The sequence below is a fragment of the Polaromonas sp. Polasp52 genome (assembly GCF_059491565.1).
The window spans coordinates 4,506,641-4,519,412 of record NZ_CP168513.1; the positions used below are offsets into that span (position 1 = coordinate 4,506,641).

The following is a 12,772-nucleotide window of genomic DNA, read 5'->3' on the forward strand; positions in this document are numbered from 1 at the left end:
GCCGCGGCTTTTTTTCTTCTTGCCTGTTTTTTTTATTTCTTCATCGCATCCTTGCCCATGGCATCTTTCGCCATGGCATCTTTTTGCATGCCGTCCTTGGCCATCGCGTCTTTTTTCATCTTGTCTTTTTTGGCCATGGCCATCTTGTCGCCGTCATGCTTCATGCCGTTTTTCGCCATGGCATCTTTTTTGGCCATCGCGTCTTTGGCCATGGCGTCCTTCTTCATGCCGTCCTTGGCCATGGCGTCCTTGCTGGCCATCGCATCCTTGCCCATGGCGTCTTTTTTCATGGCGTCCTGCGCCAGGGCGCTGCCGCCGGCGGCGAGCAGGCAGGCGGACAGGAGGGCGGCGGTCAAAGTTTGGGTGTTCATGATGGTGTTGTCCTTGATGAAAGAGTGTTGGAAAAGTTGTTGAAGAAAAACGGCGGGCACCCTGAGCTGAATGCCTTATCGCCGGTGTTGCGGGGCACCTGAGCGGGCTCAGCTGCCTCCGAACCAGTTGTAGCCCTGGTCTTCCCAGTAGCCGCCAGGGTAGGTGTTGGTGACAAAAATCGCCTGGATGTGTTTGGGGTTCTTGTAGCCGAGCTTGGTGGGCATGCGCAGCTTCATCGGGAAACCGTATTTGGGCGGCAGCACCTGGCCGTCGTACGTCAGCGCCAGCAGGGTTTGCGGGTGCAGGGCGGTGGCCATGTCTATGCTGGTGAAGTAGTCGTCGGCGCATTTAAAGCCCACGTATTTGGCCGTTGTGTCGGCGCCCACCCTGCGTAAAAAGTGGAAGAAGGGCACACCACCCCATTTGCCGATGGCGCTCCAGCCCTCGACGCAGATATGGCGGGTGACCTGGTCGGCCTGGGGCATGGCGCGCAGCTCGGGCAGCGACCATTTGCGCCTGTCGGCGACCAGGCCGGCGACTTCGAGGCGAAAGCTTTCTTCGTCCACCTCACGCACCTCGTCTTCGCCGTAGTAGGCGTTGAAGGGAAAGGGCCGGGTGATCATGGAATCGGGGTAGGTGGGGGCCAGGCGGCTCGGGTCGAACAGCAGCCCTTGCACGTCGTCGTTGAGGCGCGAGATGCGGCTCAGCGCGGTGTTGACGGATTCGCTGTCGTCGAGCACGCAGCCGCTCAGCATGGCCAGGCCGCCCAGGCTGAGCGAGCCGCGCAAAAAGTTGCGACGGGCGGTCGAGAGCTTGTGGGCCGAGGCGATGCGGTCCACGGCTTCCTTGAGGACGGCATCGCCGTCTATGTGCTGAAGGCGCCTGGGGCGTTGGATGTTCATGGTTGGTTCCTTGAGGTGTGCGGGCCGGTGTTCAGCGGCCGCGCAGCATGTAGACCAGGGTTTTGGGCACCAGGGCCACCATGACCAGGTGCACGGCGACAAAGCCGGCCAGCGCGGCCATGGTGAAAAAGTGGACCAGGCGCGCGCCTTCATAACCGCCCATGAGTTCACGCAGCAGGGGGAATTGCACGGACTTCCAGAGCACCAGGCCAGAGAGCACGATGAGCACGCTGTCGGCCATCACAAAAAGATAGGCCAGGCGCTGCACCATGTTGTAGTGGCGCGGGTCTTCATGGGCCAGCTTGCCTTTGAGGGCGGCCAGCAGGTCGGCCGTGATGCCTTTGATGGACAGCGGAAAAAATTTGCGGAACAGCCGCCGCGTGAAGAGGTTGAAAGCCAGGTAAAGCATGCCGTTGAAGAAGAGCAGCCACATGGCGGCAAAGTGCCACTGCAGCGCGCCGCCCAGCCAGCCGCCAAGGGTCAGGTCTTTGGGAATCGTGAAGCCGAGGAAGGCGGTGGCGTTGTAGATGCGCCAGCCGCTCATCATGAGCAGTACCACAGCCAGTGCGTTGAGCCAGTGCATGGCGCGCAGCCAGCCGGGGTGTATGGCGTTCGGTCTTGTTTTCATCAGGTGCTCCTCGGGGTGCCGCAAGGCCCGGCTGCCTGGGAAGAAGCAGGAAGCCGGGATTTCCGCCGCAGTTTTGCTGCGTGTTGGGCTTTGGTCGGGCGAGCCTGGCGTTTCTTACATGATGGCGAAATTTATTTGCCTGCCGGCTGCGGTAGCCGCTCTTCAGCGTTCGCGCTGCACGGCGAAGTCAAACGAATGGGCCTGGCGCACCAGCACCGTGGTCTTGGCGGGCTCGCGCAGGACCGGGCCCCAGGGCAGGGGAATGTTGTCGGGTGAGACTTCGATGAGGTGTTCGCCGGCCGCGACCGCCGGGAATTCATAGCGGCCCTGGGCGTCGGTTTGCGCGGCATAGCGGCGGTCCAGGATGACGGTGACGCCGGGCACGCCGGCTTCGGAGGCTTCGCGGCTGCCGTTGGCGTCGGCGTCAAAAAAGACGGTGCCGGCCAGGCTGCCGGCGCCTGTCCCGGGCAAGCCGCCCAGCGGGGCGCTCGCCATGCCGGCATGGTCCTGGTAGCGCAGCAGCAGCTGCAGGCTGCGGTTGGCCTGGGGGTTGATGGGTGCTTGCAGTGTCGCGGCGGTCAGGGCCGATACGACCAGGGCCTGCGGGGCTTCCTCGCCGCGCGACTCGGTGTAACGCAGGCTGAGCGACCAGTTGCGGGCCGCCTGCCAGTTCAGGCCTATGTTGGTATTGAGCGATTCGCCGCCGCCGCCGCTGCGCGTGCCGCGCAGGGAAGCGTCCATGGACCACTGGGGCCAGGGCGACAGGGTGGCGAGCAGGCCCCAGACCAGGCCGGTGCCGGGGTTGCTGCCTCCGCCTAAACGCTCCAGGGCCAGGGAGGTGCTGAGCAGGGTGGTCCACAGCGCCGGCCAGCTGTGGTCCACGCCCAGCCGCAGGCTGCGGCTGCCGGATGTTTTGGCGAGGTCGGCGCGCCATTGGGTCTGGCCCCAGTCGCCGCTGCGGTTCCATGAGAGCTGCAGGGCCTGCCCGGGGCTGCTGATGGCGCGAAAGCTCAGGGCCGCGCCCAGGGCGTTGTGGGTGTCCAGCAGGTAGCGGCCGTTGAGGTTGACGAAGGCGCTGCCGCCGGAAGCGATGCTGCCCGCCTGGCCGCCGCTGACGCTGTCGCTCAGCTCGGCGGCAAAACCGGCCTGCCACCTTCGTGTGGAAGTGTCGGCCTGCCAGTACAGGCCTTGCAGGTCGCCGGCCAGGCCCGTCGTGCCCCAGCGCAGCTTGGGTTCGAAGCGAAAGAGGCCGGCCGCCTGGCGCCAGCGTTCGCTGCGCCAGGCGGCGTCCAGCCAGAGGCCGGTGGCGCCGCCGCTGCGGGTGCTGCTGCTTTGCACGAGGTTGCCTTGCAGGCGCAGGCCGCCCACACGCTCGTTGGCCGCGCCATAACCGGGGGCGAGGCCGGATCCCCAGGGGGAGGGGCCTTCCCAGGACGCGGCGGCGAACCAGGCGCGTGTGTCCTGGCTCAGGCCGGAGGTGGCGCTGTCGGGGATGTTTTTGCCCTGGATGAGCTGGAATGCGATGTCGCTGCGTCCAGCGGCTGCGAATGCCGCGCGGGTGGGCAGGCGAAATTGCGCGCCGGCCGAGGTGACAGTGCTGGTGGAGGTTTCAAAGCCGGCGCCGTCCATCCCGCTGAACAGGCCCGCGCGCCCGCTGGCGGCGTTCAGGTCCAGGGTGTCCTGCAGGTACCACTGGCCGCTGAGGCCGTGGATGGGCGTTGTCGGCAGCGACACCCGGCCGGTGCCGCGCGCCAGCCGGGTGGCGATGGTGTTGACGTTGCCCGCGTGGTGGTTGGCGAACCACCCGCCGTCCAGTGGCAAGGCGCGCTGGTCCACGCGCCAGTCGTGTTGGCCTCCCGCGGCCTGGGAGGCGTAGCCGCCCGAGCCCTGCTGCGCGAGCCCTGCATGGAATGAGAGGGCGCCGTGGTTGGGGGTGTCCAGGTATCCGCCGAGGTCGATGGCGCGGGTGGCGGTATTCCCGCCCGATTGCTTGAAGACCGAGTAGTCGGCATGCCAGCTGCGCGGCCAGCCGCTTTCGTTGTAGCTGCTGGCCTTGAGCTGCAGGCCGCCGTCGAGTTCGGGCTGCCCGTCCATGACGCGGTCAAGGTAGGGAACGGGGGAGGGCGAGGCCGCGGCGGGTGTGGCGGCCGTCTGGCCCTGCGCCACCGCCGCCGCCAGGCCGGCGCAGATTGCCGCAAGCGCGCGGCGGCAGCATGGGGGACAAGAATAGAGGAGGGCGGCCGGCGTTTGCGCCTGCCGTGTCATGGCGCGAAGCGCTGTTCGAAGTCCTGCACCTGGCCTTTACCCCATTCAAGCTTGCCGCGCACGGTGACGGGATAGCGGACGGCCGCGGCGCTGTCCGGGTCGCCGGGGCGTGTGGCGCTGAGGGCCACGCTGCGTGTCTCCCCGGGCAGTATGGGCGTGTTGGCGGGGGAAAATTCGAGCGCGGTGTTGGCGGCGTCGGTGCCGGTCAGGAAGCCGCCGATGCGGCCATGGGCCGCGCCGCTGTTGCGCACCTGCAGGACCGGCGTGGGCTGGCCGTTCAGGGTCTGGACGCCGGCGCCGGCGATGCTCAATTGCGGCGCGGCGCCCGCGATGGCCGCATAGACCACGATGCCCAGGCGGGCCGAAAAGGGAATGGGCGGGCCCGATGCCATGCGCGTGAGCTGCTCCTGGCCTTCGAGCAGGATGGCGAAACGGCACTCGCCGGCCGGCGCATCGGCCGGCACGCTGACTTCAAAACGGAAGCGGTAGGGGCGCCCGCCCGCCATGATGAGTTCGCGCCGCTCGATGGCAACCCAGGGCCGGCAGCTGCCGGGCTGCAGTTCGTCGAGAAAGGTGACGGCGTTGTCCATGCCCAGGCGCCAGTCGGCGGTCTTGATGGCCAGGCTGGTGGAGGCGGGCGATGCGTTGGTGATTTCAATGACTTGCCGGCTTCGCTCGCCGGGCTTGAGTTCGAGTTCAAAACGCGGGGGCGACACCGCCAGCGCGAATTCGCCGGCCGCGGCGCAGGGTGCGGCCAACACCAGGGCCAGGTAAAAAAGGCCTGCCGCGCAGTGCCGGGCAAGCGCCAACCGGGGACTGTTCATGGGGTATCCACCTCGAAATAAAACTGCAGGGCCTGCGCTGAAACCAGGGCCCTGCCGTCGGTGCTGAGCGTGAGCTCTATGGTTTCTTCCAGTGATGCCGCACTGGCGAGGCCTTCAAACACCAGCGCGCGCGCGCCGCTTCGCAGGTTGCCCGGCAGCAGACGGCCCTGGGTGCGCCAGCTGGCATGCACGGGCTCACCGGCCACGGGCGCCAGGCCCATATACAGCTTGACGGGCTGGTTCAGCCAGCGCGAGAGGTTCAGGCGCAGGGCCACGCGCAGGCTGGCTTCCACCGAGTTGTCGGCCGCGCGGCCCGGCACCAGCTGCCGCCAGCGCATGGGAACGACACCCTGGCTGACGACGGTGCCGCTGTCATCCACGCGCGCCGTGCCGGCCGCCGTTGATTGCGCGGCACACAGGCAGGCCGCCAGCAGGCAAGGCGCGAGAAAGGTGCCCGCCAGGCGCGGCGGCCGGGCCATCATGGCGCCGTCAGGGTGTAGCTGACCCTGCCGGTGAAACTGCCGGATCCCACCAGCTGGGTGTTCGCGTAGCTGAACTGCAGGCAGCTTTCAAACCAGGTGTTGCGCGAGATGCCCAGCAGGGTTTGCGATGCGCCGCCGACAAATGTGCCGTTGGCAATCGTGGTTCCCGAGTCGGCGGTGCCGGCGGAAACCCAGGACACCGTGCTGAAAGCAATGGTGTTGCCGCTGGCGTTGGTCAGTGAGGCCGGAGCCGTCGCGGTAAGAGCGGCGCTGGAGGCCCCCATACCCGGTGCGCGGTAGAAGCCGCCCACATACACCTGCGCGGGCACCGTGCAGAACGCACGCCCGTTGTAGGGGCTGGCCGTCACGGTGCTGTCGCTGCTCATGGCAAGGGAGCCGCCCCCCAGGCTGGCCGCGGGAACGGTGACGCTCACGCGGTTGATGGTGGTGTTGTTGCCGGGCGTGCCGCCGGAACTGAAGTTGCCCCCTGTCATGGTGCCGGCACCCACTTGCAGAAACAGTGAGCGGGTGCCGGGCGTGATGCTGACGGAAAAGGCCTGGGCACCGGTGCACATCAGCGCGCTGCATAGATAGATGAGCCCGCTCCAGCGGGACTGGCTGGCGCAGCAAGGGGAATGTGCAAAGGCAAGTAGGGCTCGCATGCGCATCGCTTTACGCCGGACTGTCAGCCGGCAAAAGAATGGCCTCGTGAATGGAGGCCATTGGAAGAGGTGGCGAAAACTCAGAGCTGGGTGGCGGTGTAGGTCACGCGGCCGTTTTTGGCGACCGTGCCGCCGTAGGTGCCGGCGGCGGGAATGCCTGTGTTGAGGTAGCTGTAGGTCCACTTGCCTTCGACACGGACCAGGCGGTTGGTGGCGGTCAGGGTGGAGGCCGTGCCTGCACCGCCGGAAGCGCCGGTGTTGAAGGCGGGATGGGTGATGGCCGCGTTGGTGAAGCCAGCGGTGGTGGCGGCCAGGGCGCCGCCCGTGACGCCGATCTGGCTCCAGGGAATGGTCTCGCCGGCGGTACCGGTGGTCAGCGGGCCGGTGGTGGTGGAGTTCAGGCTGACGTTGCCGCCGTTGCCGTAGACCCGCACCGTTACGGCGCCGGCCGTCAGGTCGCCACCGACGCCGGCGATGGCGCCGGCGTCGCCCACATTGGCCGCGGGCACCGTGAATGTCGTTGAATCAATGGTGCCGTCGGTCGCCGTGTTGCCGGAACTGGTGCCGACGCGCAGAAACAGGACTTGCGGAATGACGATGCTGAAGTCCACCCGCCCCGTGGCGGTCGAGCCGGTGGTTGCCGGCGCGGTGTAGGTGGATTCAGCGTGGGCGGGGACCGCCAGCGATGCGGCGAGGCCCAGGGCGCTGAGGGGAAGCAGTATTTTTTTCATGAAGGCTCCTGTTGTTGATGCTTAGAGTTGGGTGGCGGTGTAGGTCACGCGGCCGTTTTTGGCGACCGTGCCGCCGTAGGTGCCGGCGGCGGGCAGGGTGGTGTTGAGGTAGCTGTAGGTCCACTTGCCTTCGACACGGACCAGGCGGTTGGTGGCGGTCAGCGTCGTGGCCGTGCCGTTGCCGCCGGAGGCGCCGGTATTGAAGGCCGGATGGGTAATTGCCGCATTGGTGAAGCCCGAGGTGGTGGCGGCCAGGGCCGCGCCCGTGACGCCGATCTGGCTCCAGGGAATGGTTTCGCCGGCCGTGCCGGTGGTCAGGGGACCGGTGGTCGCCGAATTGAGGCTGATGTTGCCGCCGTTGCCGTAGACCCGCACGGTCACGGCGCCGGCCGTCAGGTCGCCGCCGACACCGGCGATGGGGCTGGCGTCGCCCACATTGGCCGCGGGCACGGTGAAGGTGGTGGCGTCAATGGTGGCGGTGGTCGAGGTGTTGCCGGCGCTGGTGCCGACCCGCAGAAACAGGACTTGCGGAATGACGATGCTGAAGTCCAGGCGTGCCGTCGCGGTCGAGCCGGTGCTTGCGGGACTGGTGAAGGTGGATTCGGCATGGGCCGGCATCGCGATCAGGCCGGCGAGGCTCAGGCTGCTGAGTCCAATGATTTTTTTCATGAAAATTCCTCGGGAGGAATGGAAGGCAAACGGGGATGGCGCAACTGAAAAAACACGGAATCGAGATTAGCGATATTTGTTGCGAAGTTGTAAGCAATGGTCCGTGGAAAGACAATCTTTGCTTTTTGGGGCGCGAGTTTTGCGGCTCGTAGAGCCCGGCTGCGGGGATGGCGGGCGCCTAGAATCGGCTGGAAACTTCCGGCCAACGCGACAAACCCTCCCCAGATGCACCGCTTCAAACGCCTCGTTGCCGTGCTGGCCTTCCTGGGCCTGTTGCTGGCGCTGTTCCAGCTCTCGGGGCTGCGGGACAACTTCAGCCTGGTGTTTTTGCACCAGAAGTTTCTGGACAACGAGGCCAGCGGGCTGCTGATCTTTATTGCGCTGTTCGCGCTGGGCAACCTGGTCCAGATCCCGGGCTGGATATTCCTGGCGGCCGCGGTGCTGGCGCTGGGCGAAGCCTGGGGCGGCGTGGCGACCTATCTCGCGGCGGTGGTGTCCTGCGCTTTCACCTTCTGGCTGATACGCCTGCTGGGCGGTGATGCCCTGCGGCAGATCAAAGGCCGCTGGGTGCAGGGCGTGCTCGCGCAACTCGACGCGCGGCCTGTGGCCGGCATTGTGCTGCTGCGCACCTTGCTGCAGACGGCGCCGGCGCTGAACTATGCGCTGGCGATGTCGGGTGTGAAGTTTCGCGACTATCTATTAGGGACCCTGCTGGGCCTGCCGCTGCCGATCGCGGTGTATTGCGTGTTTTTTGACTACCTGGCGCGGCTGCTCAAGGTGCCGGGGTATTGAGGGGCTTGCGGGGAGCCCGCCGGCGGATGAAGCGAAGCAGAATGGCCAGCGCCAGGACCAGCAAAATCCCGGCGAGGATGAATTTTCCCACCGCCGCGGCGACAGCCGCCGTGGTGACAAACCCGAAGCCGACCACCATCTCGAGCAGGTACAGCCCGCTTTCAAAGAGCTTGCCTAGCCAGCTTTTAGACCAGAACATGTTGTTTGTGCGTTGCGGCAAGCTCAAGCCGCCGCACCCGCAAGCAGGCGCTCATAAACCGCGAGGTCCTGCGCCGAGAAGCAGCAGAACACCACTTCTTCCACGCAGGAGGGTTGTTGCAGGGCTTCGCGCACGCTGGCCACAGCGACCTGGGCGGCCAGTTCGATGGGATAGCCGTAAATGCCGGTGCTGATGCTGGGGAAGGCCAGCGAAGCGACACCTTCGGCGGCCGCGATCTGCATGGAGCGCCTGTAGCAGGAGGCCAGCAATTCAGGCTCGCCGTTGTTGCCGCCGCGCCAGACGGGGCCCACGGTGTGGATGATGTATTTGGCGGGGAGGCGATAACCTTTCGTGAGCTTGGCCTCACCGGTTTTGCAGCCGCCCAGCAGCCGGCACTCATGGACCAGTTCGGGGCCTGCGGCGCGGTGGATCGCGCCGTCGACACCGCCGCCGCCCAGCAGCGATGAATTGGCGGCGTTGACGATGGCGTCAAGCTGCAATTTGGTGATGTCGGCCTGGACGGCCCTGAGGGGGGCGGGCATCGCGCGTCTTCCGGCTGCTTTGTCTGAAGATGCGCGCGAGCCGTCCGCCGGCTTACAAGACCTTGCTCAAAAAGCGCTGGGTGCGCTCTTCCCTGGGGTTGTCGAAGATTTCGGCCGGCGAGCCTTCCTCGATCACCAGGCCTTCGTCGATGAACATCACGCGGTCGGCCACCTGGCGGGCAAAACCCATTTCGTGGGTGACGACCACCATGGTCATGCCTTCTTCGGCCAGGGCCTGCATGACGGCCAGCACCTCGCCGACCATTTCGGGGTCCAGCGCGGAAGTGGGTTCGTCGAACAGCATGATGCGCGGCTGCATGGCCAGCGCGCGGGCAATCGCCACGCGCTGCTGCTGCCCGCCGGAGAGCTGGTTGGGATAGGCGTCTATCTTGTCGAGCAGCCCGACCTTGATGAGCAGCTCGCTGGCGCGGTTGCGCGCTTCCAGGGCGGTGAGCTTGCGCACCTTGGTCGGGGCCAGCGTGATGTTTTCCAGCACGGTCTTGTGCGGGAACAGGTTGAAGCGCTGGAACACCATGCCGATTTCGGAGCGCAGGGCGTCGACGTCGGTCTTGGGTTCATGCACCGAGACGCCGTGCACCAGCACCTCGCCGCCGCTGGCCTCTTCCAGGCCGTTGAGGCAGCGCAAAAAAGTGCTCTTGCCAGAGCCGGACGGGCCTATGACGCAAACAACTTCGGTGGCCTTGATGGCGCAGTCGATGCCGCGCAGCACCGGCGTGTGGCCAAACTGCTTGGTCAGCCGGTTAACGCGAATCACCTCGTCCATAACGAGCCTCCAGTTTCTTGACAAGGTAAGCCAGGCCCAGCGTCAGCACCCAGTACATGACGGAGATGGTGAGGTAGGGTTCCCAGTAGCGTGAGTAGGCGCCGGCGACGGTGCGCGCGGCGTAGGCGAGTTCGGCAAGGCCGATGGCCGAAATCAGCGACGAGTCTTTCAGCAGCGAGATCGCGTTGTTGCCCAGGGGCGGCAGCATGCGGCGAAAGGCCTGCGGCAGCACCACGTGGTACATGGTGCGCGGGAAGGACATGCCCAGCGAACGCGAGGCCTCGACCTGGCCCTTGTCGATGGACTGGATGCCGGCGCGGAAGATCTCGGAGATATAGGCGCCGGCATTGAGCGTGAGGGCCACGATGCCGGAGAGGAAGGCGCCGTAGTTCTGCTTGATGTTGCGCGCGGCTTCACCCGAGATGACCAGGCCGTCGGACGGGTTGATGAACAGCGGCAGCACGGCGAAGTGGATCAGCAGGATCTGCACGAACAGCGGGGTGCCGCGGAAAAAACTGACGTAGACGGTGGCCGGCCAGCGCAGCGCGTATTTGCAGATCGCGCGCGCGGGCGAATGGCGGGACTCCGCCACGCGCGCCATGCCGATGGCCAGGCCCAGCAGCGTGCCCTGCACGATGCAGATCAGCGTGACCATGATGGTCATCTGCAGGCCGCGCCAGAACAGCACGCCGTATTCCGCGATGATGTCGGCCCGAAACCAGCCGAACCAGAGGACTTGCTCCATAGCGGGGAGGTCTCAGCGGTTTATTGCGCGGGCAACGCGGGTGCGTCGGCCTGGAACCATTTTTTGTAGATGGTGGCGTAGCTGCCGTCGGCCTTGACGGCGGCCAGGCCCGCGTTGAGCTTGGCCAGCAAGTCCTTGTTGCCCTGCTTCACGACGATGCCGAAGTATTCCTTGGGAAAGCTCGCGTCGCTGACGGTCTTGAGCTGCTTGTGCTCCTGGGTGCGGAAGGCGATCACGCCGTTGTCGCCGATGGCGGCGTCCAGTCCGTTGTTGGCCAGCTCGGAGATCACCACGGGGGTGCTTTCAAAGCGGCGGATGTCGGGGTTGGTCTTGCCGAACTCGCGGGAAGCCATGTCGTCGCCGGTGCTGCCGGTGACCACGCCGATTTTTTTGCCGGCCAGGTCCTTCAGGCCCTTGGCGGTGCTGTTGCTGTGCACGGCGATCAGCTGACGCGCTTCGAAGTAGGGGGTGGTGAAGTCGTAGGACTGCTTGCGCTTGTCGTTGATGGTGACGCCGGAGATGACCAGGTCCACGTCGCCGTTGTTCAGGGCCGCGAAGATGCCGGTCCAGGGGGTGTTGACGATCTTGATCTGCAGGCCGGCTTTCTGGGCGATGGCCTTGATCATGTCCACGTCGTAGCCGACGATTTCCTTGGTCGGGCTTTCATAGGCAAAGGGGCGGTAGGTGGCGCTGGAGCCGACGACCAGCTCCTTGTTCTGTGCGTGGACAGTACCGAGCGCGAGGGTGAGCAGGCCGGCGGTGGCGGCGATCTTGTGCAGGAAATTCATAGTCAGTGTCCAGAAAAGGAAGGGGAAAAGTGCTTGCCGGCCCGTGGGGGGCGGCGAAAAGCGAAAGTAGCCAATGGTAACGCCTGCAAAAGCCGTGCCCGGCGGCCGGCGGGCAGGGTTTTCGCGAAGAGGGGGACGGGCGGCGGGGAAAAAGCGCCTAAAGGAGCGCCTCCGCGGGTCAGGCCCTGAGTTGCCGGTTGAAAAACGCGATGGTGCGCTCCCAGGCCAGCTTGGCGGCGGCCGCGTCGTAGCGCGGCGTGGTGTCGTTGTTGAAGCCGTGCTGGGTGCCGGGGTACTGGTAGGCGGTGTAGCTGGCGCCGGCCGCCTTCAGGGCCGCCTCGTAGGTCGGCCAGGAGGCGTTGATGCGCTCGTCGACCGCCGCGAAATGGATCAGCAGCGGGGTTTTGACCTTGGCGGCGTCTTCTGCCGGGGGCTGGTTGCCGTAAAAAGGCACGGCGGCGTTGAGCTCGGGCAGGCGGGTGGTCAGGGTGTGCGTCATGCCGCCGCCGTAGCAGAAGCCGACCACGCCCAGCTTGCCGCTGCAGTCGTCCCTGGCCTTGAGCCAGGTGACGGCGGCCACGAAGTCCTCGACGCACTTGCGCTGGTCCAGTTTGGCGAACAGCTCGCGTGCCTTGTCCTCGTCGCCGGGGTAGCCGCCCAGCGGCGTCAGGGCGTCGGGCGCGAAGGCGAGAAAGTTGTCCAGCGCCAGGCGGCGTGTGATGTCTTCTATATGGGGGTTGAGGCCGCGGTTCTCGTGGATGACCAGCACGGCGGGCAGCTTTCCAGTGGCGTTGGCCGGTTTCGCGAGGTAGCCCTTGACGGTGCCGGTGCCGGCGGAAGAGGGGTAGCTGACGGTCTCGGTCTTGATGCGCCGGTCGTCCCTGGCGACCTGCTGCCCCGCGGCAAAGTTGGGGCTCAAGGCGGCCAGCAGGGCCGTGGCCGTCATGCCGGCGGTGGCGAACTTCTGGGCGCGCTCCAGGAAGCCGCGGCGGTCCAGGGTGCCGTGCACATAGGCGTCAAACAGAATCAGCAGTTCCTGGTCAAAGTCCTGGGCGGTCTTCATCGGCATGGCTCCCGCAAAAAAGCCCAGCATAGCGATTCAGGCGCCGCCTGGCAAAGGGTGCCGCGCGCGCGACACGGCGGCGGTGTTGTGCACGGGCCGGTTTGCTATGAAACAGATAGCTGCCGGCGCCCGCGCCGGCTGGGCCGGGAAGCCCTGTTGTGCGCCCGGCCGGTGGAAAGCCGGGAAAAACCTGCTTTAATAGCGGCTTGGGCCGCCGTGGCTTCAATTGACACGGCGGGCTTTCTGTGACTCACTGGGCCGACCGGGGCCACCCAGCCGCGACTGCCTTCAGGCGGCCGCGCCCCAAAATCACGAGGAGAACCG

16 protein-coding genes are annotated in these 12,772 nt (G+C 66.0%); 1 reads left to right on the top strand and 15 read right to left on the bottom strand.

What is annotated here, in order from left to right; genetic code table 11:
- Window positions 1–32: 32 nt before the first annotated feature.
- From ACEN9P_RS21045 to ACEN9P_RS21085, 9 genes are all read right to left on the bottom strand, one after another.
- Entirely contained in the window at window positions 33–371 is a 339-nt protein-coding gene (locus ACEN9P_RS21045; protein ID WP_495620364.1) for a pentapeptide MXKDX repeat protein, read from the bottom strand.
- A gap of 108 nt (window positions 372–479) precedes the next feature.
- Complete coding sequence (locus tag ACEN9P_RS21050; protein ID WP_495620365.1) at window positions 480–1,274, bottom strand: molybdopterin-dependent oxidoreductase; 795 nt, start codon at window positions 1,272–1,274, stop codon at window positions 480–482.
- A 31-nt stretch (window positions 1,275–1,305) separates the two neighbouring features.
- Complete coding sequence (locus ACEN9P_RS21055; RefSeq protein ID WP_495620366.1) at window positions 1,306–1,902, bottom strand: cytochrome b/b6 domain-containing protein; 597 nt, start codon at window positions 1,900–1,902, stop codon at window positions 1,306–1,308.
- A 162-nt stretch (window positions 1,903–2,064) separates the two neighbouring features.
- The gene (locus ACEN9P_RS21060; RefSeq protein ID WP_495620367.1) at window positions 2,065–4,167 is read right to left on the bottom strand and encodes an SdrD B-like domain-containing protein; all 2,103 of its coding nucleotides are present in this window, start codon (window positions 4,165–4,167) and stop codon (window positions 2,065–2,067) included.
- Window positions 4,164–4,991, bottom strand: coding sequence for a COG1470 family protein (locus ACEN9P_RS21065; protein ID WP_495620368.1), 828 nt, complete (start codon window positions 4,989–4,991; stop codon window positions 4,164–4,166). The genes ACEN9P_RS21060 and ACEN9P_RS21065 overlap by 4 nt, the downstream gene beginning before the upstream one ends.
- Window positions 4,988–5,473, bottom strand: coding sequence for a hypothetical protein (locus ACEN9P_RS21070; RefSeq protein ID WP_495620369.1), 486 nt, complete (start codon window positions 5,471–5,473; stop codon window positions 4,988–4,990). The genes ACEN9P_RS21065 and ACEN9P_RS21070 overlap by 4 nt, the downstream gene beginning before the upstream one ends.
- The gene (locus ACEN9P_RS21075; protein ID WP_495620370.1) at window positions 5,470–6,048 is read right to left on the bottom strand and encodes a hypothetical protein; all 579 of its coding nucleotides are present in this window, start codon (window positions 6,046–6,048) and stop codon (window positions 5,470–5,472) included. Before ACEN9P_RS21075 ends, ACEN9P_RS21070 begins: the two co-directional genes overlap by 4 nt.
- Before the next feature lie 167 nt (window positions 6,049–6,215).
- Complete coding sequence (locus ACEN9P_RS21080; protein ID WP_495620371.1) at window positions 6,216–6,866, bottom strand: hypothetical protein; 651 nt, start codon at window positions 6,864–6,866, stop codon at window positions 6,216–6,218.
- Window positions 6,867–6,887: 21 nt separating this feature from the next.
- Complete coding sequence (locus ACEN9P_RS21085; RefSeq protein WP_495620372.1) at window positions 6,888–7,535, bottom strand: hypothetical protein; 648 nt, start codon at window positions 7,533–7,535, stop codon at window positions 6,888–6,890.
- Window positions 7,536–7,760: 225 nt separating this feature from the next.
- On the opposite strand from ACEN9P_RS21085, the gene ACEN9P_RS21090 reads away from it, so the two are divergent.
- A complete protein-coding gene (locus ACEN9P_RS21090) occupies window positions 7,761–8,327 on the top strand; it encodes a VTT domain-containing protein (RefSeq protein WP_495620373.1) in 567 nt (188 codons plus the stop codon).
- On the opposite strand, the gene ACEN9P_RS21095 is transcribed toward ACEN9P_RS21090, so the two are convergent.
- The 6 genes from ACEN9P_RS21095 to ACEN9P_RS21120 form a co-directional block, all read right to left on the bottom strand.
- Complete coding sequence (locus ACEN9P_RS21095) at window positions 8,308–8,553, bottom strand: hypothetical protein (RefSeq protein ID WP_477662680.1); 246 nt, start codon at window positions 8,551–8,553, stop codon at window positions 8,308–8,310. The genes ACEN9P_RS21090 and ACEN9P_RS21095 overlap by 20 nt on opposite strands.
- Window positions 8,550–9,068 (bottom strand): O-acetyl-ADP-ribose deacetylase, encoded by a 519-nt coding sequence (locus ACEN9P_RS21100; RefSeq protein ID WP_477662681.1) that lies wholly within the window; start codon window positions 9,066–9,068, stop codon window positions 8,550–8,552. Before ACEN9P_RS21100 ends, ACEN9P_RS21095 begins: the two co-directional genes overlap by 4 nt.
- A 52-nt stretch (window positions 9,069–9,120) precedes the next feature.
- Window positions 9,121–9,852: an amino acid ABC transporter ATP-binding protein gene (locus ACEN9P_RS21105; RefSeq protein WP_139201082.1), complete on the bottom strand. Its 732-nt coding sequence runs from the start codon at window positions 9,850–9,852 to the stop codon at window positions 9,121–9,123.
- On the bottom strand, window positions 9,830–10,597 hold the full coding sequence (locus tag ACEN9P_RS21110) for an amino acid ABC transporter permease (protein ID WP_074579902.1): 768 nt from the start codon (window positions 10,595–10,597) through the stop codon (window positions 9,830–9,832). Before ACEN9P_RS21110 ends, ACEN9P_RS21105 begins: the two co-directional genes overlap by 23 nt.
- Window positions 10,598–10,617: 20 nt before the next feature.
- A complete protein-coding gene (locus tag ACEN9P_RS21115) occupies window positions 10,618–11,385 on the bottom strand; it encodes a basic amino acid ABC transporter substrate-binding protein (protein WP_477662682.1) in 768 nt (255 codons plus the stop codon).
- A 178-nt stretch (window positions 11,386–11,563) separates the two neighbouring features.
- Entirely contained in the window at window positions 11,564–12,454 is an 891-nt protein-coding gene (locus tag ACEN9P_RS21120) for a dienelactone hydrolase family protein (protein ID WP_495620374.1), read from the bottom strand.
- Window positions 12,455–12,772 lie beyond the last annotated feature (318 nt).